This window comes from Bacillus sp. FJAT-27445 (assembly GCF_001510665.1).
Classification (GTDB): Bacteria; Bacillota; Bacilli; order Bacillales; family Cytobacillaceae; genus Bacillus_D.
Window position 1 is genome coordinate 167,298 of the sequence record NZ_LMTI01000004.1, and the last position, 24,336, is coordinate 191,633.

The following is a 24,336-nucleotide window of genomic DNA, read 5'->3' on the forward strand; positions in this document are numbered from 1 at the left end:
AAAAATTTAGTGCATGGGCTTATTTTTCCATTAGAGCTCATAAAACATGCGTTGGATTCGAAATAAGATGAATTCCACAAGATTTTCAACGGGTAAGTAGCGTTCGTCTACGGCGAACCGTTCCTTGTACATAGCTGTTGAAGCCGTATCAAACCTCTCATTTCCAATATTTTTCCTCCAAAAAACTGCCAATATTCGATACAATGAAGCTATCCAGAAGAAATGCGGTGACCGAAATGAATCCTACGATGAATAAGGTTGTTGAGGCGAGTTATTTAACCGCCGAGAAGGCGTGGAGCTACAGGACCATTCTCCGGTTCTTTTTTATCCAGCATGAACGGATGAGGGATTACATCACGCCGGAAGAGATTTTTGCCTTTTTAAAAGAAATGCCAGAGTTTTTTACATATACGGAAGAACAGCTGCATATGGACCTTGCACAACTAGTCAAATGGAACAATTTGATTGCCCGCCAGGATATGGGGAGTGCGAAAACGGTTGAGGAATACAAGAAAAAGCGGTTCCGCTATCAATGCACGCCATATACAGTCGAGATTGAACGAATGCTGCAGCAGCTTGAAAAGATGGGCGACAGCTTCCAGGGCTCGCTTGAACGGACCCAATTTGACCGCCTTCTCCAGGCGATTGCTAAGCTTGAATCGGCGGCAATAAACATTAAGGATGAGAAGCCTGAGGAAATCCATCAACTTTGGGAAGATCTGTTTGGCTATTTTCGGAACATCCGCCGGAGCACTGCCGACTATATTGCCTATATTAATAGTGAAAAAGCTGAAGAGCAGATGCAAACAGAGGCGTTCCTTGTCTATAAAAATCAATTCACGGCGTACCTGCGTGATTTCATTGTGTCTCTCCAGAAAACCTCGATGCAGATACAACAGCGGCTGGCGGAACTCGGTCCGGACAAAATGGAGCCTATTTATGAGGCGATTGTCCAACATAAACTTGCTATTCCGAGGCTGGAGGAAGCCGGCCTTTCAAAAGAAGAGCTGCTGGCCGAACATCAAGGAATTTGGCATACGGTTTGCTTCTGGTTTCTTGGCAGCCCATCCCACCAGAGCGAACTGGATATGCTCCAACATCAGACGAACGAAATGATTCGCCGGATTACCCGCTTTGTCCAGCGGATTGGGGAGCGGCACCAAAATTTCCGCAGCCGCCGGAAGGACTATTTGCACTTGGCGAAATGGTTTTCCGGGCTTGAAGAACTAAATGAAGCGCATTGCTTGTCGTCGGTAGTTTTTGGTGCGCTTAAAACGAGGCATATGTTCCATGAAGGGGCGCCGACGGAGGATATTTATTCCGATATATGGGACGAAAAACCGCAGGAAATCCAAATTAAGCCAAGAACAAACCGGTATAGGGAAAAAACGAAACCGGGGGCGATTATTGATACACAAGAACAAAAGAAAGCTGCCTTCGAGGAATACTTGAAGCAGCTTGCCAATGAACGGAAAATGATTGAAAAATATATAACTGAAAACCGAATCATCATTTCAAATCTTCCCGTCATTGAAACGCAGGTACGGAAAATGCTCCTTACCTGGATTGGCAAATCGATGGCCAGCAAAGATAACAAGGTAAAGACGGATTTTGGCATGACAGTAAAAGTCTCCATTAACAAAGGGAACCGTGTCCTCCTCCGGGCTGAAGACGGTTTTCTCGAGATGCCTGATGCTGAATTGCTATTCACGGGGGGAGATGTATAAATGGAGGAAAATATTTTTGATGAAAAGGCCCAGCGGGGACTTCAACTCCTTTTTGACCATTATTGGATTCTCCGGTCCGAACAGCCTGATTGGTACCAACTGGTCCGCGAACGTGAAAAGGTATTGCGCCGCTATATTGATGAAAAGTTTGGGCTTCGTCTGATCATTCACCGCCATTTTGCCAAGCTTGAAAAGATTCCGGTTGAACCGCAGTCCTGGATGGGCATTCCCCATTTTCAGGAGCCGATGGATTATGCGATATTTTGCTGCGCACTCAGTTTCCTCGAGGGGAAGTCAATCGATGAACAGTTTCTGCTCTCGGAGTTTTGCGAAAGCATCCGAGCCGACTATCCGGGTGATTTTCCGCTTGACTGGACCGTTTATGCCCATCGGAAATCACTTATCCGCGCAGTCCAGATGCTGACGGATTTCAGGCTAATGAAGACGATTGATGGCGATGTGAACCGTTTTGATAATGACCAGGAGCAGGAAGCGCTATATGAGGTAACTATTTTCAGCCGGTATTTTATGAGGTCGTATCCGGAAGATCTTTTTAACTATACTGACTGGAGAGATATTTTGGATGAAGAGTGGAAGTTTCAGTCAGAAGACGAGACGAGGAAGCGTGTGTACCGCCAGCTGTTTATGTCCCCGGCCATTTACAGGAAGCAGCAGAATGACTCTGATTTTTATTACTTGCGCAATCTCCGAAACCGGATAAGCGATGATATTGAAAAACATACATCGTTTCAATTTACACTTTATAAAAATGCCGCGATGCTGACGGTCGCCGAGCCAAAGACATTCCAAACAATATTCCCTGATCAGAAGGCATCGAGCGATATTATTTTGCAGCTTTCCGCGGCAATCCATGCCCAGAAAAGCAGGTTCCAGTCTAATGAGACAGGTGAGATTTTTCTGACAGAGTCAGAATTTGACTCGTTTCTTATGGAAATAAAAGATAAAAACGGAGCGGGATGGTCAAAAGCGTATAGGGATGGCACCATTGCTTCAATTCGGCGCGATCTGCTTCAGGTCATGGAATCATGGATGATGGCGGAAACGTATAAGGATTCGAATGTAATTGTTTTGAAGCCGCTGCTTGGTTTGCTTTCGGGAGCATATCCAAAAGATTTTTTGAAGGGAGTGGAAGAGGATGAGCGAGATGAATAGGTGGAAAATGAACCGCGCCGGCCTGCTGAACTTCTGGTATTACGATGAGGAGACATTTGACTTTGTCGATGGAAAGCTGCTTTTGCGGGGCAGCAATGGTTCCGGAAAATCGGTGACAATGCAAAGCTTCCTTCCAGTTCTTTTGGACGGAAAAAAATCCCCGGACCGGCTCGATCCGTTTGGTTCGAAAGCGAGGCGAATGGAGGATTACCTGCTCGGCGAAAAAGGCGTTGTTGACCGTGATGAACGGACGGGCTATTTGTTCCTTGAGTATAAAAAAGAAAATAGCGATCAGTATGTAACGACTGGGATTGGCCTTCAGGCAAAGCGGCATAAAGAAATGAAATTCTGGGGTTTTGTGATAACCGACAACAGGCGGATTGGCGATAGCTTTCAGCTCTATCAGATTTACCAGGGCGAGAAAATTCCGCTATCGGCAAAAGAACTGGAGAACAGGATTGGCACCGGCGGGCAGGTTGTCCGCGGGCAAAAAGAATATATGGATCTGGTAAACAAGCATATTTTCGGATTCCAGACACTTGACGCATATGATGATTTGATTAAGCTATTGATCCAGCTACGAAGCCCTAAGCTTTCAAAGGATTTCCGTCCGACCGTCATCTATGAAATTCTTGAATCGGCGCTCCCGCCGCTCGGGGACGATGACCTCAGGCATTTGTCCGATACAATCGAAAACATGGACCAGTCAAGGCAGCAGCTAGAGCAGCTGGAACGCGAGTACAATGCGGCAAAGAAACTAGTGAATTTTTATGATTTGTACAACCGCTATATCCTGGCGGAAAAAGCTGAAAATATTTTAAAAGTAGAAAAAGGCTTTAAAGCGGTTAGCAGACAAAAAGAAGAAACGGAAGCACGGATTGACAAGCTTTCCGAGGAAATCCGCCTGCTTCAGCAAGACTATGAAATGTATTCCGATCGCCTTCAGGTGGCGAAGGGTGAGGAAGAGCGGCTCAACAGGCACGAGGTCTGGCGGCTTCAGCGTGAATTGAATGAGCTTGAAGAAAAGTTGAGAATTCTAACCTCGGACTTTGAGAGGAAGCAAAAGCAGCTGGATGATAAAAAGGCCCAGGAAAGCAGCCAAAAAAGTAAGCTTAATAAAATCGGGCAGGACATCTATGAATCTGAAAAGGAAGAGGCCAGCCATGCGGAGGAAATGGAACTGGATGCCCGTGAAGCCGGCTTTTTCGGACATGGCCAGAATTTTGAGGATTACAGGCGGAACGGTAAATCTGGCTTTGACTTCACAGTGTGGGACCGGGAAGCGCAAGCCCATGCCAATCTGTTGGAAGATATTCGGAACGACTACCGAAACCAGGAACAATATAGGAAAGAGATGGACGCGAAATACCGGGAAGCATCTGATTTGAAACAGAACATCGATAAGCAGCGGAATGAACAATCCGACCTTGCAAAGCTTTTCGAGGAGGATCGGCAAAATTTGGAGGATGCCATTTTCCGCTGGGCTGCGAATTATCCTGAGCTGCAAATCGGCGATGAACGTTTGCGGGTAATCTCCCGATCAATTGGCGGCCTCTATGAGGAAAATAATTTCGATGACGTAAAGGCACCGATCATGGATGCCATTTATGCCTACCAGCAGGAACTCGCGGCCCAAATTGGTACATTGAAGGCCAGCCTTGATGCCAAGCTTTTGGAAGCGGCGGGTTATGAAGAGGAACGAAACAGATGGAAAAACATGAATGATCCGGAACCGGAGAGGGCGGAAGCAACTAGCCGATTCCGTGGCAGATTAATGGATGAAGGAAGAGCCTTTGTACCGTTCTATGCGGCGGTTGATTTCAAGGATAGTGTTTCGGATGAACAAAAACGCCGGATGGAGGCTGCATTAAAACATTCAGGCATTCTTGACAGTTTGATTATCTCTAATCCGAAGGACTTTGAAAATGACCGGTATATCAAACCAAACCCGTCGATGTTCGGGCATACACTTGCCGATTATTTGAAGCCGGATCTAGAGGAAGGCCATCCTGTCTCCAAAGAGCTTGTTGATGATGTGCTGAGGACGATTTTGATTGGCGAGGAGCCAGGAATTGATACAACCAGTACCATTTCGATTGACGAGCAAGGGTTTTACCGGATTGGGGATCTTTTCGGGCACGCGCCTGATGAAGGGGAACCAAGTTTTATTGGCAGATCATCAAGAAAAAGGTTCCAGCGTGAGAAAGTCGCTGAATTTGAAAAGAAAGCTTCCATCGCATTCGAGGAGGTCGCTGAACTGAAATCGGAGACGGAACGGCTCCAAAGATTAAGCGAAGATGCAAAGCGGATAAAAGATTCTTTTCCAACAGACAGGGATTTACGAGAGATTCACGCCAATCTTGAACGGTATAGAACAAGAATTGAAACGTTGTTGGCAAACCATGACCGTGTTGACAGCCAGTATAAATTTGCGGCGCAGGAGTACCATTCACTGAAACAGGTTATTCAAGAAAAGACGAAACTGCTTAACTTGCAGGCGGGCCTTGAAAGCTGTGAGTCTGCGATCAAGTACATGAATAGCTACAACCGGTTCCTTGGAAAGCTTCAGAATTTAAAAATCATGTTAACGGGCTTTTACCGTGAGAAGGACCTTATTGACGCCCGCCTTGGGGAACTGGAAGAGGAGATTATAGAGATTGCCGGGGAACGGAATAATCTTGAAATCAGCGCTAGGAGAACGAAGGCCGAAATCGAATCGGTCAAAACCCAGCTTCAGCTTGAGGGAGTTGACGAGGTACGCAAACGGATTGCAGAGGTACAGCGTGAATTGGCGGACTGCGGAAAGGAACTCAACCGGATTCAAGGAACACTTCCTGCCCGGAAAGAAAATGCAAAACAGGAAAAGGAGAAACTTGAGACGTTAAAGAGAGAGGTTTCCTTCTGGTCCGCCCTGTATGAAAGTTGGAAGTACGCCTTTAGCGAAGAATTGTCGCGCGGATTTATCGTGGTGGAGGACCCGGCTCCCGGAACTGTATTTAATCTGTTTCAGGCTGAATTGAAAAAGTATGACCGTGCAAAAATGAATGAGCTTCTTTCAAAGGCGTATTACAGTGAGCAGTCGGATTTGATGGAATACCGGCTTACTGAATACGATCAGCCCCTTGATTTGCCGGAGGATTTGCAGTTTATTGATTTGAACCAGACAGAGCAGCTGCAGATTGATAACTGGGTCCAGGTGAACCGGCGGAAAAACATATTGATGGAATATCATGGCCAAAAGGCGAGTCCCTATTATGTGTTCGAAACGCTCGGCGGAGAGCTGGAGACAAAGCAGCAGCTGCTGGATGAACAGGACCGCCAACTTTATGAGGATATTATTTTGAAATCGGTTGGTTCGATTCTGAGGGCACGAATCAACCGCGCAAATGAGTGGATCCGGAAGATGGACAAGCTAATGGCGGGGCGGAACAGCTCTTCGGGACTAACGTTTTCAATTGCCTGGAAGCCTAAGACCGCCGAGACGGAGGAGGAAATTGATACTCAGGAGCTCGTTGATTTGCTCCAGATGAACAGCAAGTTCCTAAAGGAAGAGGATTTCAGCAAAATCACCCGCCATTTTCAGTCAAAGATTTCGAAGGCAAAGGAATTGATTGAGCTACGGAATGAAGGGAACACGCTCCATCAGGTTTTAAAAGAAGTGCTTGATTATCGGAAATGGTTCTCGTTCATTTTGTCCTACCGGCGGGAGGGTGAGCCGAAACGGGAATTGACGAACAATGCTTTTTATAAGTTCAGCGGCGGGGAAAAAGCGATGGCGATGTATATTCCGCTCTTTACTGCGGCTTACTCCCGCTATCAGGAAGCGGCTCCTTCCGCACCGTACATCATTTCGCTCGATGAGGCATTCGCTGGGGTAGATGAAAACAATATTCGCGATATGTTCCAGGTGGTTGAGGAGCTAGGCTTCAATTACATCATGAATTCCCAGGCGCTTTGGGGAGATTATGACACAGTCAAAGGCCTTGCGATCAGTGAGCTCGTCCGTCCGAAAAATGCCGATTATGTGACGGTCATCCGTTACAAGTGGGATGGAGTGAAAAAGATTCTGGATGTTGGCGAGCCTGTATTGCAGGAATAGCCCGTGAGTAATAATGGCAATTATGATGAGGTGGTCCGCTTGCAGTTGGACCGCCTTTTTTAAAAGGGATGCAAGAGGATGTTGTTCAGAACTGACTAGAGAGAGGAGAAGATGGATGGACAAGCGGCTTGAGTTATTGAAAAAAGAACCCGGTTTCCAAAAGCTGCTCATAAGGTTTAGGGAGAAATACAGGTCCGTTGGCAGGGTTGGAGGGACTGTAAAACTGGATGGTTTTTCTGAAATGGAACTTCATTCAATCGCCGGTTTTCTGGCAAAGCCTCCCCATCTTCTTAAGGAAAAAGGAACGTTGGCGCTAAGGGAATTTGAGTTGGGGCTTGAAAGAACCAATTTTACGGGATTGGGGCTGAAGGAACTGCTTGAATTGTACTTTGGTGAGCCGCTTGTTTCGAAGGCGGAGGAAAGGCAGGCGGCGGCTGAAGAAGAAACGCTGTTTTTTGAAAGCTTAATCACCGAGTTTCCACACCTTGAAAAATGGTTCGGGCGGATGCTTGGAAAAAAGCCCGATGCACGGTTTGTTTTTCCGCTTTACCGCGAAGACAGGGATGAATTACAGCGGCTTCTGCGCATGGCCGCGAGTGCCTGGCACCTTTTGCCCGGAGAAGGACTATATGAGCGGCTGCCTCTATTCGCGCAAAAGGTAACCGGAAATCCGCATGCATTTGACAGGAACCAGCCGGGCGGAAGGCTGCTATTGCATTTGCTTTCTGTCATGCGGGAGGGGCAGCCAGGCGGGGAATTGGAAGGAAAGCAGCAAACCGAGCAGGTGAATGAACTCTTGCTTCAGTATGGACTCCTTCGAGATGATTTATGGAGTTTTGTTACATGCCGGGGATTTACGGCGATTGGCTCGGATGGTGGGATTCATCCTGTTTGGCAAGCAGCAGCTGAGTACGGCAGCGTTATGAATGTGCCGGTCCGCGAGCTTGCAGTACTTAAGGGTATCGAGCCTTTTCAAGGTACAGATGTATGGGTTCTCGAAAATTCAAGTGTCTGTTCGGCAGTCATGGATGAAATTTCAGTTGCACCGGTTGTCTGTACGCATGGCCAGTTCAGGATTGCGAGCTGGATTTTCTTCGACCGGATAGTTGAGGCGGGATGCACCATCCATTATGCTGGTGATTTGGATCCGGAAGGCCTCCACATGGCCCAAAGGCTTAAACAGCGCTATCCCGGGAATGTGCTTATTTGGCGCATGGACCCTGAATCGTATAGGATTGCGATATCGGAAGAATCAATTGGTTTGCGGGTGAGCCAACTAGGCGCCATAACCGATCCCATTTTAAAAGAAACGGCCGAGGTAATGGCAAAGGAAGGGAAGGCCTCTTACCAAGAAGGGCTAATTGATCTACTGGTTGGAGATATTAAGAGTCGGCTATGATAGATTTCTGGGCCGTTTCACTATTGAGATGTCTGGAATCGGTTATAATGATAAAAAAGGCGGAACCAGGGGGAGTTATCATGAATTTAAAGGATACCCGATGGAGGCAAAGGTTCGAAAACTACAAAAAATCATTCTTGCTGCTGGAGAAGTATTCATCAGGCGAAATTAATTCCGACCTAGAACGGGCGGGTATTATTCAATTTTTTGAGATGACATTTGAATTGGGTTGGAAGACAATGAAAGACTATTTAGAATCGCAGGGATACTTGGTTAATAGTCCTAGGGAAACAATAAAACAAGGATTTCAAATTGGGTTGATTGAAGAAGGCCATATTTGGCTTGAAGCATTATCAAATCGTAATTTAACTTCCCATACGTATGATGAAGATACCGCAAAGAGGCTTGTGAAAGAAATTAAAAATACTTATGTGCCAATTCTTAAATCGCTCTTTGAGAAATTAGAGAAGGAGTGAAAGGGATGTACGGCTTATTGGAGAAAGACCTTGATTATATCGATCGGGCTTTAAGCAGTTTTAGTGAAATTGATACAGCGTATATTTTTGGCAGCCGGGCAATGGGCAATTATAAGCGCGGATCCGATGTGGATATTGCTATTTCAGGAAAAGGCGTAACAGAAAAAACGCTTTTTCAAGTGTATGATTTGCTAAATGAGGAGTACCCATTGCCATACTTTTTTGATGTTGTTATCTATGAAGACATAAAGAATGAGGAATTAAAGAGGCACATTGATACGGTGGGAAAAAAGATTTACCAAAGGGAAAATCAAACCAACCGCTCAAAAAGCCCAATTTAAAAAGCCTTTGGACAACCCATCGCTTTTTGCCATTCAAAAATGTATTTTGAAAAATTCAATCAAACGTTTGATTGAATTTTTCAAGTAGTGCAGGTTTAATCTGGAGGGGAACCGATGTAGCGGGGAGCAAATCTATTGGTTCTTTTTTCCCGACATATACAAATGGCAGTTTTAAGAGAGGAGGTTAACCGGGTGAAGCTGGAGAATTTCGAGAGTTACATTGATCCGGAAATCCTCAAACGGGGGCTGGATTATTTTGAAAGAGGGTTTGTATCCAGTCTTGTAGAGAAAGAGACTGATTTTTGGTTCGCCCTTGTAGAAGGGTCGGATGATTATGAAGTTGAGGTCCGTCTTGCCGCTGGTGAGACAATTGTGGAATTATTTTGCGACTGCCCCTATGACTGGGGGCCTTACTGTAAACATCAGTCCGCGGTTCTGTACAAAATCAGGAGTTTTAAAAAGTCGGGTACTGTTGGTACTGATATGGAAAAACATCCTAAGAAAAGCTTTGGGGCTATACTTTCGGAATTAACCAAGGAAGAATTGATTGGCATTATCATGGAGCTGGGCCGGGAATATCCGGATGCCAAACGGCGTATCCAGTTTCAATATGCCGAGAATGGCAATGAGGCGGAATCGTGCAGAAAAATAGTTTGGGAATATATTAACCGGGCGGAACATAGAGGCTTTGTCGATTGGGAACATGTGGATGAAGCCGTCCGGGGGGCTGAAATTTGCTTTGAACGGGCCGAAGAAAGTCTTGACCAGGGAAAAGCTGATAAAACCATTGAGATTTCACTTGCTGTTTTGCCAATTATGGTTGAATTGCTGGAATTCTGTGATGATTCAAGCGGCGTTGCGGGAGCAATGGTTGATGACTGGCTTGAATTAATTGGGGAAGCCTCAGAACAGGCTGCGTCTGAGGCTTGAATTAATTGGGGAAGCCTCAGAACAGGCTGCGTCTGATTGTCCGTTGGAGGTAAGAAGAAGATTATTTGCATCTATAGTCTCCGAAGCGGATAGTGAAGTATTTGAAGGATGGAGCGAATGGCGTTTTGCAATGCTTGAAGCTGCGGCGAGCTTTTGTGAAGACCCTCAAACAAGAACCATGTTGGAAGCCATGCTTGATGACTATTTGAATAATTCAGGCGAAGGGTTAACAGCCGATTATAATAGAAACTCGCTTAAATCAATCCAGTTGAAGCTGATTGAACAATTCGATTCCCCTGAAAAGGCAGATGCATTCCTTCTCGAAAATATTTCTGTTAGTGAGTTTCGGGAAATTGCTATTGAAAAAGCAATTTCCTCGAGCGAATTTGCCAGGGCGTTGAAGCTTTCATCGGAAGGTGAGTATACAGACAGGGAGTGGCCGGGCAAGGTGCTGCGCTGGAAGAAACTCCGGTACAAAATATACGAACTGACAGGCGATTTAAAAGACCAGCAGCTTCTTGGCTATGAACTCGTTTTAAAAAATGAGTATGAATACTATGAAAAGCTGAAAGATTTATATAACAGCAGTGAATGGCCCGCTGTTCTTGAAAGCATTTTGATTAGTTTGGAGTCTGAAAGATTCAATTCTATCTATAAAAAAATTCTGATCGAGGAGAACGAGACAGAGAGACTTCTCAACTATTGCGTAGAAAATAAGAATTCGATTTTAGAATTGTATCCATTTTTAAAAGAACCTTATCCGCAGGAAGTAAAAAATATATTCATAGAGGTGCTCCAACAAGATGCAAAAGAAGCATCCAACAGGCGAAGATACCAGGATGTCTGCAACAGGATAAAGGTTTATAGGAAAGCATGCGGAAGCCAGAGTACAGCTGAATTAGTTGAAGAGCTTATGCGAATTTTCAGCCGTAAACCTGCTTTTATTGATGAACTGAGTAAATTAAGATAATTATACCCGGAAAAAATTATAGAATTCAATCAAACGTTTGATTGAATTCTTTTGCTGTGCTGAAACATAAAAATCCCCCTCCCAAAAAGGAAGAGGGACTCACGGAAGGAACAAAAATAAACGATTAAGTTTAGCCATCAGCCGCCATTGCATTGGTTGGTAACCGGTCAAGGGTGAACGTGTAACGGGAAATCGGTCATGGGTTTGCCTTTTGCCATTACAAATTACCAATTAATTTGGGTGGGGCTCCTTCCGCGCCTTGAAGAGGAGTCTCACCTCTTCAAGGCTAGAAATACTTTTCTGCATCGAAATCAAGTTCGATTGAGTAGTTTTTAGCGTTGATTAGGTTGGAGAGCCTGTTGGCCTGTCGGTCAGCTTCAAGCCCTCTCATCCGGTATTCCTCCGGTTCGAAAAGAGCAACACGGACAATGGAATTGTTCTCTCCATACGAATAGGGATAAACTTCCTTCTGTGCCGCGCCGTACTCCTTATATTTCCTGGCTTTTGCCCGGAGCTGGGTAGCAAGCTCGATTGCTTCGACGATGGGAAGCTCTTCCTCATTGAAGGTAACGGTATTCTGGATGTTAGCAGCATACACCATTCTATCCAGGGTACGCATATCTTTTCGGATATCCTCCATATCTCTTTCTACTTCCAAAAGAGTGCGCGGCAGCTTTGGCGGTTTCGCGCCCTTTTCCATCTCTGCAAACGCCACCCTATCCATTTCACTTTCAAGTTCATGTACCCTTTTATTTAAAATACTTTTTAGTTTTACTGCCTCTGCAAGAGAAATTTTCGGCATGTTCCCATTCCCCCTTTGCTCATAAGGATTAGTCTATGCTACCATTAATTGGGTGAATATTCAATTAAATAACCGGTCAAATAGAATAGGCGAATACATAGAGCTGCTAGATTCAAAGAATAATTTGCAAAACCAGAAAAGAGGGGATATAGGATGAGAATCCGGCTTGCCGAAAAGAGAGATATTGAGCAATTGATTAAAATGAGATGGGATTTTACGCTGGAGGATTACCCGGCCGCCGCGTTGGAAAGTGACTATGATGCATTCGAATTGGAATGCAGGGTCTTTCTGGAGAATGCAATGGATGGCGGCCGATGGTTTATTTGGGTTGCCGAGGAAGAAGGACGGATAGTTTCGCACATATACATTGAATTAATCCAAAAAGTGCCCCGCCCGGGCAGGGTTACCCGCCCTTTTGCCTATATGACCAATGTGTATACGGTGCCGGAATACAGGGGAAAGGGCATTGGCAGTAAATTAATCTTAGCCATTAACGAATGGGTAAAAGACAGCAAGTATGAATTCATCATCGTATGGCCGAGTGAGGACGGGGTTCCTTTTTACGAAAGAAACGGGTACTCCCACTGCAAAGAACCGATGGAGTTTTTCCCATCCTAACTTTACTTTTTATAAAAAAATGAGGTGACAACATGGCCAAGATAGCCCTTATAACAGTTGTTCATGACCCGAGCGGAAAAAATATCAAGCTTTTCAAGCAGCTTCAAAATGATTTGGAAGGCATCTATACGGAACTGTTCATTGCGATCAGCGACCAATCCTCCGCCGAATTGATTCATGAAATGGAAAACAGCCGGTTCAATGTGAAAGTCATTCCCAAAAAAGGAGCGGCTGAAGCGCGGAGGGAAGCGGTCAGGTTTGGTCTGACAGGTGATTGCGGGCATTTTCACTACTGTGATTTTGACAGGCTGCTGACATGGGGAAGGAATCACATGGACGAATTGAATCATATTGTCCATGAGATACCGAAACATGGTTATCTGATACTTGGCCGGACGGAACGGGCGTTGGAAACCCACCCGGTTGAGTGGAAGGAAACCGAACGAATCACAAATAAAATCGTTTCCCTTGAACTGGGGCAGGAAGTCGATATAACAGCCGGTTCCTGCGCATTTTCAAGAAAGAATGCTGAATACATACAGGAATACTCAAATGGAAAGATGACCGATGCGGAATGGGTGATGATTGCGTACCGGATTGGAAAATCGAATATAGATTATCGCCCTGTCGAAGGCCTTGAGTATTATGAAGATACGAACGGAATCAGCAGGAAAATAAGCGATGCCGAGAAATGGCTCGGACGCCTCGAATTAAGTTATGTTATTAGTGAAACCGCTGTTCGTACTGGAAAATGATAGTTTATTAGGAGAGGGACCAAGTCGGTTCCTCTTTTTATGAAAAATCAAAATAACCAAAACTTTTTTGATGTTCAGCTGTCTAATGCATAGAAAGGGGGCGGGTTGGTGGAAATTGAACAATTGGCGAGGGATGCCATCAAAGGGGAAGACCAGGCCTTTCTTGAATTAATGCACGCTTGCAAGATCGATTTATACAAAACGGCCCTCGCATTTTTGCGGAATGAAGAGGATGCTCTCGAAGCGGTACAGGAAGTTACATTTCGCGCCTATAAGGGAATTCGCTCGCTAAAGGAGGCTTCATTTGCCAAAACGTGGATGATTCGGATCATGATCAACTACTGCAATGATGTTTTGGACAAAAGGAAACGGGTGGTCCTTGATGAGGCGTTTATTCATAAAGAAGGGCGGCTTGAGCAGCATGACGGACTTGAAATAAGAGATGCGATGGAAGGACTTGACGCCCGGTCGCGTGAAATTCTGGCAATGAAATACTTTCAGGACCTGAAAATCAGTGAAATTGCAGTTGCCCTCAACCACCCTGAAGGTACAATCAAAACCTGGCTGAACAAAGCGTTGAGGTCGCTTAGGGACAAACTGGACGAGAAAGGGGGAGGGTACCGTGCATAGTTTTGAAGAAGAAAAGCTTGCCGATTACAAACGGATTGTGGATGGCCTTCCTGTCCCGGAAGATTTACTGGATGCAGCTATCTTGCAAGGCATTGAAAAGGCCAGGCGTGAGAAAAAGCGGGCTAAACAGCGGATGAGAAGCTTATTCTCCATTGCAGCTGCGGCTATCATTTTAATAAGCTTTTTTGCCTCGATTAGGCTTTCCCCTGCTTTCGCGGGATATGTATCCGAGCTGCCCGGCTTTGCAAAGCTTGTTGATTTAATTCAAGGTGACAAAGGGATCATTGCTGCGCTGGAATCTGAATACGACCAGGAAATAGGTGTATCGAGCACGAAGGATGGGGTCACCTTTACGATTACAAGGGCGATTGCGGATGAAACTGGGCTAGTCTTGTTTTATACGATTGATACAGTGACAGAGCGTAAGGAAATTGCCCTTGAACATGTCACGCTCAAAAATACGGATGGTAAGAGTTTTGTACTTGGGAGTGCGAGCTACGGTATGCCTCAATATTCTCTAAAAGGTGAAAAAAATTTCACCGGTTTCCTGGATTTTTCCTTTCAGGAGCCGCTTGAAGCAAGGTCCTTTAATTTAAATGTAAAGATCGAGGGTAAAGAACATGAGGTTGATTTTAACCTGAATAAGAAAATTTCCTCAAAAAAGGAATACATTTTGAATAAAACCGTTACCATCGAGGGCCAGAAACTTACATTTGAAAAAGTTGAAATCTATCCTCTTAGGGTAGCTATTCATGTCAAAATGGACCCTGATAATACGAAAAGGATTCTTAACTTTGATGAAATCAGGTTAGTGGATGAACATGGCGAGACATGGAATAAAATTTCGAACGGTATTATTGCTTCCGGAGGTCCTGCTGATGACAAAAGAATCCTTTATGTTCAAAGTAATTATTTCATGGAACCTAAAGAGCTCTATTTGATTCCGGGCAAAATCCAGGCAATCAATAAGAGCGAAACGAACCTGATAGTTGATTCCGAAAAAGAGACCATCGTAAAGCAGCCTCATCCCGCGAAGTCTACCGGTGTAAAAGTTGCGGACGACAACTATCTATTAATAAAGATGAAAGCTGAGGAAGATTTCAATTATCATCCTATCGGTATCATTAGAGACGCAGATGGGAAGGAAGTCATAACGGATGGATTTACTAGATATGAATTAGAGGGATATAAGGAGTTTGGGATTAGCATTCCTGGCCTTGATAAATATAAAAACCCATTATCCCTGGAATTGAACTTTTATCCTGCCTGGATTAAATCAGAGGAAAAAATAAAGATTAAATAAAGCGAAGGGCAAAATCCGCGGATGGGTTTTGCCCCTTTTATCATCGTATAATCGATTTCCGTGAAAAATCAATCGATATGTTAGAATAATTAATCAATAAAACAAATTAATTAACCGACAAATGCATTTGAAATAGAAAAGCTTACCAGGTGAGCGGAAATCAGAAGAAAAGCTGCGATTAGTAACCTGCAGCTAATGATGATACACCCATAAATTCCACATCCAAGAAAAATATTTATGGCAAATCTATTGAAAACGATTTCATTAAAATCTATAATTAAATCATTGAAACGTTTCAATGAATCTATTGAGGCGTTAATAATTTTTTACTAGTAATAGAAACGTTTCGAGGAAAAATCTTATTTTTTTTATTCTCTTTTGAAACGTTTCAATTAAACGGAGGCTTGATTTGGCAACTTTAAAAGATGTCGCTAAAAGGGCGGGCGTCAGTGTCTCGACCGTATCTTATTCAATCAATGGCAGCCATTTGATTTCAAAAGAAACGAGAAATAAAGTTTTGAAGGCGGCAAAGGAAATTGGCTATCGGCCAAATGGGCCCGCAAAGAATTTAAAGGAACAGAAGACGAATATTATCGGATTATTTCTAAGTGGTTTTACCGGACCATTTTTCAACGACATGATGGAAGGCATTCAGGACGTTGTAATAAGCAAAGGTTTAGAACTGGTAGTCTGCTCATCGGTGGACAAGCACAGGCTCCTTATTGAGCGTCATGTTGATGGGGCCATCATTTTAAATTATCACATGGACGACAATCTGCTGGCATCTCTGGCTGAAGAAAAATTTCCGATCGTTGTCCTCGACAGGGAGCTGCAGTCTCCATTTATTAAGAATATTCTCCTCCCGAATGAGCACGGTTCGGCAATGGCTGTCCGCCATTTGCTCGACAAAGGGCATAAACGGCTTGGGTACATTGCGGGTTCGATTGAATCGTATGACGGGGAAACCCGCCTGAAGGGCTTCAGAAATGAATTGGAGAGGCATGGAATCGCATTTTTTGAGAGCGACCTTCTTCGTGCGGATTTCACTGAGTTAAGCGGCTATCAGGAAATGGAATTGTATTTGAATAGGGTCGAACCCCCCCTCCCTACCGCAATGGTGTGCGCCAATGATGAGATGGCCATTGGAGCGATTAGGGCTATAAAGGAAAGAGGGATGAGGGTTCCCGATGACATGGCGGTTGTTGGGTTTGATGACATATATCTATCCCAGTACTTCCCCCCATCACTCACAACCATTCAAGTGCCCCGAAAGGAATGGGGAATCATTGCAGCTAGGACATTATTCAGGATGCTGGACAATGAGTTTGAATTCGAAACAGAGAAAGTTCCGGTAAAACTTATGGCCAGAAATTCAGGATGACGGGGTGAAATCATGGTCCAAATTGAAAATGAGAAAATCATCATCAATGGAAAAGAGACGTTTTTGTTTGGCGGTGAGCTCCATTACTTCCGTGTTCCCAGGGAGAATTGGAAACAAAGGATACGAGATGTAAAGGAAGCGGGTGCGAATTTAATTAGCACCTATGTCCCTTGGATTTTCCATGAAATTGAGGAAGGCCTCATTGACCTCACGGGAAAAACAAGGGCGGAAAGGGATTTGGCGGCTTTTCTAAAATTGGTTGCCGAAGAGGAGATGTATTGCCTCGTTCGTCCCGGACCTTATGTAATGGCCGAAGTAGTCGATCATGGCGTGCCAACCTGGTTCATCGACAATTACCCTGAAGCGGTTGCAAAAACCAACGAAGGGTCAATTCACCCAACAAGGGTTGTCAGCTACATGCATCCGGTATTCCTTGAAAAAGTGGACATTTGGTATAAAGCGGTCTGTGAAATCATCGTTCCTTTTCAGGTCACAAACGGGGGACCCGTCATCATGTTCCAGCTCGATAACGAAGTTGGAATGTTCCATTGGGTAACCAACCAGCCGGACTTCAACACGGAAACACTGAAACAATTCCACCGCTATTTACTTGAAAAATACACTAAAAAAGATTTTGAATCTACATTCAATGTTCCTTTTGAAAGCATAGAGGAACTTTCGCTGAAAAAAATAAAGAAGCCAGAGCCTGGTTACGCACATGCGTTGCGAAATGAATTTGGGCTTTTCCTTCGCCTGCATTACCGGTCGTTTCTCGAGAGATTAAAAGGATACGCCGAATCCAATGGCATCAATGTTCCTTATGTGGTAAACATCCATGGTTTCCATACAGTTGATCTTCTAAAGCGGGGGACTATGTATCCAATCGGGATATCACAGCTCCTCGAGGCTGCCAAAATAGAAAACGTCCTTGTGGCTGGAGACTATTATATTGGCAATATTGAGTATGACAATTACATCGACATTGTCATGGCAAATGCTTTTACACGGGCAATCCAGTGGAAGGAACAGCCTTTATTCTCGGCGGAATTCCAAGGTGGAAGCATTCATGATGTACCTAGGCTGCAGCCCACTACCTTTGATTTGACTACCCGGCTTTGCGTCGCTGATGGTATGAATGCGGTGAATTACTATATGTTTGCCAGTGGCGAAAACTATGAAAATATCGGCTTGTTTGGAAAAAGGCACGATTGGCAGGCACCGCTTGGACTGAATGGGGAAAAGAGGCCTCATTACGAGGTTATCCGCCATCTAGGGGGCATGTTCGGGGTGTATGGCAAGCAGCTTTTGAACGCCGCGCCTGTTTCAGATTTACATATAGGATTTTATCCTGATTATTATATGACCGAATTTTACGATGAGCATACAAAAGCGATGGTCGATGAAATTCAGGAGCAACGGGAGGCATTCCTTTATAACGGCCTTGTGAAATCATTGAGGCTGAACAACTATATATTTGAAGCCTGGAACGTAATGGAAGGCGATAGGATTGATCCTGAGCAGGTTTCAACGCTTTGGATGTTCAGTACGAAATGGATGGATGAGGACATCCAAAAAAAGCTGGTCCGCTATATGGAAGAAGGAGGGACCCTTGTTTTGTTCCCGGTCCTCCCTACTAAAACGCTTAAAAATGTGCCATGCACCATCCTGAAGGATTATGCAGGAGTGGAAGTATCCGGACATTTCAAGGAAGGTTTCGCAACGATTGGCTCCATCGACAATGTAAGTGTCAAAAGTATGGAAACCTACGATGTTCATGAAGGTGTATTCGCATGGAGCGAGGAAGAGACTCCAAAGCCAATTGCTTTTGAAAAGAATCTTGGAAATGGAAAGCTTATTATGCTAGGTGCAGCCATAAAGGCTGAATTTAACTACCAAAACCGGATTGCTTCAGAACTTGCTCAAAGGGCAGGAATCACAAACCGCTTTGGGCTCGATGATGAATTGGATATCACGGTTAGAAGCGGCTCTTTAGGTGACAGGTTCTTCTTCATTGAGAATTTCGATGAGTATAAGAAGTACACTTCCATTAGCTATTTCGGCGTACCGCTCATTGGTGGGAAAAAGCTCGAGATAGCCGCAAGGAGCGGGTTAATGCTTCCGCTACACGTTGATTTGACCGATGATATTAAAATTCTGTATGGAACAGGCGAGATTTTTCAACTGCAGGAAGATGAGGAAAAGCTTACTGCCACGCTGAAAATCATGCAGAAAGAGGAAGAATTCCTTTTCTCTTCATCATCATGGATAGCAGATGAAACCAGTCAAGTTAAAGTGGAAATAGGAGAGTATGAGTCATTTAAAGTGTTCATCCGCTCACCTGAAGAAACAGCGGAGATAACCTTCCGCAAAAGGCTTGAAGGGGGGAATGCCTGACAAACCATTTCTCCCAAGGGCATCCATTAGAAAATGAAATGAATGATGAAAAAATTTAAAAATTGGAGTGGAAATAGGATGAAAAAGATTCTCTCAATTTTTGCCATTATGGCACTAGTATTCGCGCTGGCTGCCTGCACCTCAGATAAGACCGATAACAAATCAAAAGAAAAAGATACGAACAAGAATGACAAGAAAGAAGAAGTCACCATTTCATTCGCGAGCTGGGGATTAGGAACTGAAGAAGAGCAAAACCTTGATCGCCTGATGATTAAGGCATTCCAAGATAAATACCCGCACATTAAAGTACAAATTGACGAGTCAATCAACCCTGCGGACTGGAATGGTTCCTTGGCTGCGGCTGCAAGCGGCGGGACAATGCCTGATGTATTCATGCTTGCACAGCTTCCAATGGCAATTTCCAACGACTGGCTGCTGGATGTTAGCGACTTGGCGTCAAAGGATAAGGACTTTGCAAACGTTCCTGAAGCCGTTCAGAATTCTGCGAAATTCGATGGCAAACTGTTCGCAGTTCCATTTGCCCAGCATTTCCTCGGATTCCTTGTAAACAAGGATTTGTTTAATGCGGCAAACCTTGATGCGCCGGAATATGGGGTATCCATTGAAGATTTTGTTAAGAGCATTAAAGATGTGACGAATGTTAAGTCTGGGGTTGCTGGAATCAACCATCCATTTACTTTCCCTGACTGGTATCCTGCGGCTGCCAACGAGAATCTTGGCTGGTTCACCTACAATAATGGCGAGTTCGCGCTTGATAGCAATGAATTTATATCCGCGGTCAACACTGCAAAAGACATTTGGACAAACGGGTATGCGTATGAAACATTGACGGATGACCAAAAGGCCAATTTCAAAGGTGAAAACCCCGAGGAAGTATGGCTGAACGGTGGAGTAGGCCTGAAATGGGATGGAACATGGACGACTGGCCATCTTAACGAGCAGGCTGGATTTGAATGGGATTTCATCGGAATTCCTGGAGGGCGTACTGCCGTAACGAATGACTTTGTTGGTATTTCTAAGTCAACCAAGCATCCGGAAGAAGCATTCCTGTTCTCAAAATGGATGTCATTTGGAAAAGAAGGTTTCCTGAAGAGGGTTGATATTGCCGACAAGGAAGGCAAGACATTGAATTCCCTGCCTGTAAACAGCGATCAGGAAGTACTTGATGCTTACTTTGAGGTCTTGGATATTCCTGGAGTACGCACAGCCTATGAAAACCTTGGCAACGCAATTGTTGAACCTGTAAAAACCGCGCCTGGCTACATCCCTGCAAGATGGGAAGCGCCGACTGGCGTCAAGGTTGGCGATAATGCCAATGCAACAACAGCTGCACTGATTGATAGCTTCATGAAGGGCGAGCTGAAGGCAGAAGACTATGTGAAGCAGTTGGATCAACTTGCTGACCAGCAAGCGAAGGAAGCAACAGATGCGTTAAATAAGTAAGGCCTATTTTCAAGGAGGTAGAAAGTATGAAATCCAGGATATTGATTGGGATGGCGGCGGTACTATTCTTAATTTTTCCGAGCGGGGCTGCTTTTGCAGAAAAAAATGATTCCGCCAGCCGTCCTGTTGAAAATGTCATCGAAGAACGCTATCATACCATCCTTGAACAATGGGAAAAGAATGGGATTGGCAGCGCCCCGACATTCGGGGCCGCTGTCGCCCCTTCTGATTTTGTTTTGGAGAAGAACGAGAAGCCTGCTTTGCTGCCGACAAATGAGAGCAAAGGCTACAAAGATCGTGTTTTCTATTGGGGCAATCAGCAATCCGTATCTTTCATGGTAGAAGTGGAGAACGATGGTTTATATGAAATAGGTTTCGATTATTATCCCTTAACCAGAGAGGTTGTTCCAATAGAGGGTGCAATCCAGATAAATGGAAATTACCCATATTATGAAAGCAGGAGAATCGTTTTTCCTGTCTATTGGCATAGTGAAAAAGAGGAGTTCGAAAAGGATAGGTTTGGCAATGAAATTCTTCCCAAGCAAGCTCCCGTCGCCAAGTGGAGCCATGTTAAAGCGGAAGATGCAAGCGGCCTCCAACCGTCAGCACTGAAGTACCATTTGAAAAAGGGCGAAAATACAATCACTTTGCAAAATTTGCGAGGTGAGGCCCTTCTAGGTTTTGCCTATGTCGATTCCCCTGAAAAACTGGCAACCTATGAGGATTACAAAAAGAAATACACTAATGCCGAAATAGTAGACCAGGTTATCAAAGTAGAAGCAGAAAAGCCATTCATGAAAAATAGCTCCTTTGCAAGGCCAATTGCGGTTCGTGATTCATCCGCTGTGCCGAGCGACACAAAAAGCCTTCTCCTGAATACATTTGGTGAAAATTCATGGAGCATGAGCGGGCAAAGAGTAGACTGGCAGGTTAACGTAAAAAAGTCCGGGCTGTACCGTTTAACCTTTAAAGTGAAGCAAGATAAGATCACCGGCGGAACTGTATTCAGGAAGCTTTTGATTGATGGACAGGTCCCTTTCGAGGAAGTCGCTCACTATCCTTTTGATTTCAATAAAAAGTGGACGAACGAGACCCTTCACGGCGAAAACGGCGAAGAGTTCCTATTCTATCTCGAGGAGGGGGAACATCTAATAGGCCTTGTCGCGGATGCCTCCCCAGCTGAAAGGGTCGTAAACAGAACAAATGAGATTATGAGGGAGATTGAAGGATTATCCCTTTCAATAAAAAAATTGACCGGCAACCAAATTGATAAATCGAGAGGTTGGAAGATAACCGAATTTATCCCCGACATCAAACAGCGAGTTGGGGGCTGGGCTGATAAGCTTGAAAAGGAAAGTAAGTATTTGAAGAGCCTCGGCAAGGCGGATAAAGACTCCCAGGAAATTGTTTCGCTTGAGCTCGCTGTCCAAAAACTTCGTACCCTTGAACGGAAGCCGAATGAAATCCCCTATAGGCTGACGGAGTTATCCGAGGGTTCTTCCTCGGCTGCCCAGCTGTTGGGGAACCTTCTTATTGAGGTTCAATCTCAGCCATTAACGATTGACCGTTTCTATGTTCATGGCAATGAAGGCCTTCCTAAAGCGCAGGCTGGTTTTTGGAAAAAAACAACCGATTCAATTAAAAGGTTCTTTCAATCGTTCTCATCTGGTACATATGCGGCTTCAGAAACGGATTCTGACACAATAGAGGTTTGGATTAATAGGCCGCGGCAATATGTAGAACTCATACAAAACCTGGCCGACCAGACGTTTACGCAGGAAACAGGTATTAAGGTGAAGTTTTCAATCATGCCGGATGAACAGAAGTTGATTTTGGCCAATGCCGCTGATAAGCAGCCGGATGTCGCGCTCGGAATCAGCAATTGGCTCCCTTATGAACTCGCCATCAGGGGAGCGGCGGAGGACCTTCATCAATTTGAGGATTTTGAAACGTTCAGCGAGCAATTTTCACCGGGAGCGTTTCTTCCGATGATGATTGGTGATTCGGTGTACGCACTGCCGGAAACCCAGGATTTCTTTGTCCAATTTTACCGGAAGGATATTCTTGAATCACTGAATATCCCCGTTCCTGATACATGGGACGATGTAACGGAGATCCTCCCGGAACTGCAGCGCTTTGGGATGAACTACTATACGCCTATTTCCGGGGCAGTCGGCTTCAAGCCATTCCAGACGACCGCGCCATACATTTACCAGTTCCATGGTGATTTGTACGATGAAAATGGAATGACAACGGAAATTGACAGCGAAGAAGCGCTAAAGGGAATCCAGTTTATGACCGACTTGAATACCATTTACAGTCTGCCCCTCCAGGTGCCGAATTTCTACAATCACTTCAGGTATTCAACATTGCCGATCGGCATTTCAAGCTTCCAGACGTATGTGCAGCTGACGGCCGCGGCGCCGGAAATTGCGGGCTGGTGGAATATCGCACCGCATCCAGGCACAAAGCAGCCCGATGGAACGGTTGAGAGATGGGCAACAGGTTCCGGCCAATCCGCAATGATTTTTAAAGGGACAAAAAGCCCGGAAAAATCCTGGGAACTCTTAAAATGGTGGATGGGAAAGGAAACCCAAGTCGGGTTCGCCTCCAGCCTGCAAATGTTTTATGGGCCATCCTACTTGTGGAATACAGCCAACGTCGATGCTTTCAAGGAGCTGCCATGGCCTGAAGATCATAAAGAAACAATCCTTAATCAATGGGAGTACCTGAAAGAAGTTCCTAAAACTCCTGGTGCCTATATGGTTGAACGGGAACTAAGCAATGTTTGGAACCGAATTGTATTTGACGGCGTGAACACAAGGTCGGCAGTCGATGATGCCGTTATTGCCATCGACAGGGAAATAGGCAGGAAAATGGAGGAATTCGGATATATGAAAAACGGCAAGATGGTAAAGCCGTATCCGGTCCCTTCGATAGAACAGGTGAAAAGCTGGGGTGGAAAAGAAGATGAACAATAAAATCAAAGATAAAAGCCATTGGGTCTTTCTTGCTCCGTATATTGTGTTCTTTTCTACCTTCATTATCATACCGGTCGTAGCGGCCATCCTATTGTCTTTCACTTATTTTAATGCGATAGAAGCACCATCCTTAATCGGGCTGGCCAATTATGTCAGCCTGATTACCCAGGATGAGGTGTTCATGCAAAAGGTTTTGCCGAATACATTGACGTTTGCACTAATTGTTGGGCCGGGAGGATACATCTTATCCTTCTTGTTAGCCTGGCTGCTTGCCCAGATTCCAAAGGGGCCAAGGACAGTTCTCGCCCTAGTTATTTACTCCCCATCCATGACGGCGGGAGTGGCAATGGCGGTTGTCTGGACAATCATTTTCAGCGGAGACCAGACAGGCTACCTAAACAGCATTTTAATAACCCTAGGGATTTTGCTTGAGCCAATCCAATGGCTTCAATCACCGGAATATTTAATGAAAATCATGATTTTCGTCACGCTTTGGGGAAGTATGGGAGTCGGGTTCCTGGCCATGCTGTCAGGGGTCCTGAACATCAACTCCGAAATTTATGAGGCTGGATATATTGACGGGATTAAAAACCGTTTCCAGGAAATTATCTACATCACTATCCCTTCAATGAGGCCGCAGATGCTGTTTGGTGCTGTTATGGCCGTTGTCGGCACCTTCCAGGCTGGTGCGATTGGAGTCGCGCTTTCTGGTGCCAACCCGACGCCTCAGTATGCCGGACAGCTAATGGTCAACCATTTGGAGGATTACGGCTTTATCCGCTATGAAATGGGCTATGCCGCGGCAATTTCGGTCGTCCTCCTTGTTGTCGTTTACGGTTTTTCAAAGGTCGCCTGGAAACTGTTTGGCGAAAAGGATTAATAACGGGGAGTGT

18 protein-coding genes are annotated in these 24,336 nt (G+C 44.9%); 17 read left to right on the forward strand and 1 reads right to left on the reverse strand.

Annotated elements, in window-relative coordinates; translation table 11 throughout:
* Nucleotides 1-236: 236 nt before the first annotated feature.
* The 8 genes from AR337_RS12640 (at nucleotide 237) to AR337_RS12675 (ending at nucleotide 11,115) form a co-directional block, all read left to right on the forward strand.
* A complete protein-coding gene (locus AR337_RS12640) occupies nucleotides 237-1,727 on the forward strand; it encodes a TIGR02677 family protein (RefSeq protein WP_059172739.1) in 1,491 nt (496 codons plus the stop codon).
* Nucleotides 1,728-2,900: a TIGR02678 family protein gene (locus tag AR337_RS12645; protein ID WP_059172386.1), complete on the forward strand. Its 1,173-nt coding sequence runs from the start codon at nucleotides 1,728-1,730 to the stop codon at nucleotides 2,898-2,900. It abuts the gene before it with no gap.
* Nucleotides 2,893-6,999 carry a TIGR02680 family protein gene (locus tag AR337_RS12650; RefSeq protein ID WP_253701685.1) on the forward strand — a complete coding sequence of 1,369 codons (4,107 nt, stop codon included), beginning with the start codon at nucleotides 2,893-2,895 and terminating at the stop codon, nucleotides 6,997-6,999. The genes AR337_RS12645 and AR337_RS12650 overlap by 8 nt, the downstream gene beginning before the upstream one ends.
* Nucleotides 7,000-7,114: 115 nt before the next feature.
* Entirely contained in the window at nucleotides 7,115-8,398 is a 1,284-nt protein-coding gene (locus AR337_RS12655) for a TIGR02679 family protein (RefSeq protein WP_059172388.1), read from the forward strand.
* A gap of 80 nt (nucleotides 8,399-8,478) precedes the next feature.
* A complete protein-coding gene (locus AR337_RS12660) occupies nucleotides 8,479-8,874 on the forward strand; it encodes a nucleotidyltransferase substrate binding protein (RefSeq protein WP_253701688.1) in 396 nt (131 codons plus the stop codon).
* A 5-nt stretch (nucleotides 8,875-8,879) separates the two neighbouring features.
* Nucleotides 8,880-9,215, forward strand: a complete 336-nt coding sequence (locus AR337_RS12665; protein WP_059172389.1) for a nucleotidyltransferase domain-containing protein — start codon at nucleotides 8,880-8,882, stop codon at nucleotides 9,213-9,215.
* Between the two features lie 192 nt (nucleotides 9,216-9,407).
* Entirely contained in the window at nucleotides 9,408-10,145 is a 738-nt protein-coding gene (locus AR337_RS12670) for an SWIM zinc finger domain-containing protein (protein ID WP_059172390.1), read from the forward strand.
* Nucleotides 10,108-11,115: a hypothetical protein gene (locus AR337_RS12675; protein ID WP_156424392.1), complete on the forward strand. Its 1,008-nt coding sequence runs from the start codon at nucleotides 10,108-10,110 to the stop codon at nucleotides 11,113-11,115. The genes AR337_RS12670 and AR337_RS12675 overlap by 38 nt, the downstream gene beginning before the upstream one ends.
* Before the next feature lie 286 nt (nucleotides 11,116-11,401).
* On the opposite strand, the gene AR337_RS12680 is transcribed toward AR337_RS12675, so the two are convergent.
* Nucleotides 11,402-11,917: a hypothetical protein gene (locus AR337_RS12680; RefSeq protein WP_059172392.1), complete on the reverse strand. Its 516-nt coding sequence runs from the start codon at nucleotides 11,915-11,917 to the stop codon at nucleotides 11,402-11,404.
* A gap of 153 nt (nucleotides 11,918-12,070) precedes the next feature.
* On the opposite strand from AR337_RS12680, the gene AR337_RS12685 reads away from it, so the two are divergent.
* From AR337_RS12685 to AR337_RS12725, 9 genes are all read left to right on the forward strand, one after another.
* Nucleotides 12,071-12,535 carry a GNAT family N-acetyltransferase gene (locus tag AR337_RS12685; protein ID WP_059172393.1) on the forward strand — a complete coding sequence of 155 codons (465 nt, stop codon included), beginning with the start codon at nucleotides 12,071-12,073 and terminating at the stop codon, nucleotides 12,533-12,535.
* A gap of 32 nt (nucleotides 12,536-12,567) precedes the next feature.
* Nucleotides 12,568-13,290, forward strand: coding sequence for a hypothetical protein (locus AR337_RS12690; RefSeq protein ID WP_059172394.1), 723 nt, complete (start codon nucleotides 12,568-12,570; stop codon nucleotides 13,288-13,290).
* A gap of 108 nt (nucleotides 13,291-13,398) precedes the next feature.
* A complete protein-coding gene (locus AR337_RS12695; protein WP_253701692.1) occupies nucleotides 13,399-13,920 on the forward strand; it encodes a sigma-70 family RNA polymerase sigma factor in 522 nt (173 codons plus the stop codon).
* On the forward strand, nucleotides 13,913-15,223 hold the full coding sequence (locus tag AR337_RS12700; protein WP_059172395.1) for a DUF4179 domain-containing protein: 1,311 nt from the start codon (nucleotides 13,913-13,915) through the stop codon (nucleotides 15,221-15,223). The genes AR337_RS12695 and AR337_RS12700 overlap by 8 nt, the downstream gene beginning before the upstream one ends.
* 409 nt (nucleotides 15,224-15,632) lie before the next feature.
* Nucleotides 15,633-16,604 carry a LacI family DNA-binding transcriptional regulator gene (locus AR337_RS12705; RefSeq protein WP_059172396.1) on the forward strand — a complete coding sequence of 324 codons (972 nt, stop codon included), beginning with the start codon at nucleotides 15,633-15,635 and terminating at the stop codon, nucleotides 16,602-16,604.
* Nucleotides 16,605-16,616: 12 nt separating this feature from the next.
* Entirely contained in the window at nucleotides 16,617-18,998 is a 2,382-nt protein-coding gene (locus AR337_RS12710) for a beta-galactosidase (RefSeq protein WP_059172397.1), read from the forward strand.
* Between the two features lie 78 nt (nucleotides 18,999-19,076).
* Complete coding sequence (locus AR337_RS12715) at nucleotides 19,077-20,462, forward strand: ABC transporter substrate-binding protein (RefSeq protein ID WP_059172398.1); 1,386 nt, start codon at nucleotides 19,077-19,079, stop codon at nucleotides 20,460-20,462.
* 26 nt (nucleotides 20,463-20,488) lie between these two features.
* The gene (locus AR337_RS12720; protein ID WP_253701695.1) at nucleotides 20,489-23,443 is read left to right on the forward strand and encodes an extracellular solute-binding protein; all 2,955 of its coding nucleotides are present in this window, start codon (nucleotides 20,489-20,491) and stop codon (nucleotides 23,441-23,443) included.
* Nucleotides 23,433-24,323, forward strand: coding sequence for a carbohydrate ABC transporter permease (locus AR337_RS12725; protein WP_059172399.1), 891 nt, complete (start codon nucleotides 23,433-23,435; stop codon nucleotides 24,321-24,323). Before AR337_RS12720 ends, AR337_RS12725 begins: the two co-directional genes overlap by 11 nt.
* Nucleotides 24,324-24,336: the final 13 nt, after the last annotated feature.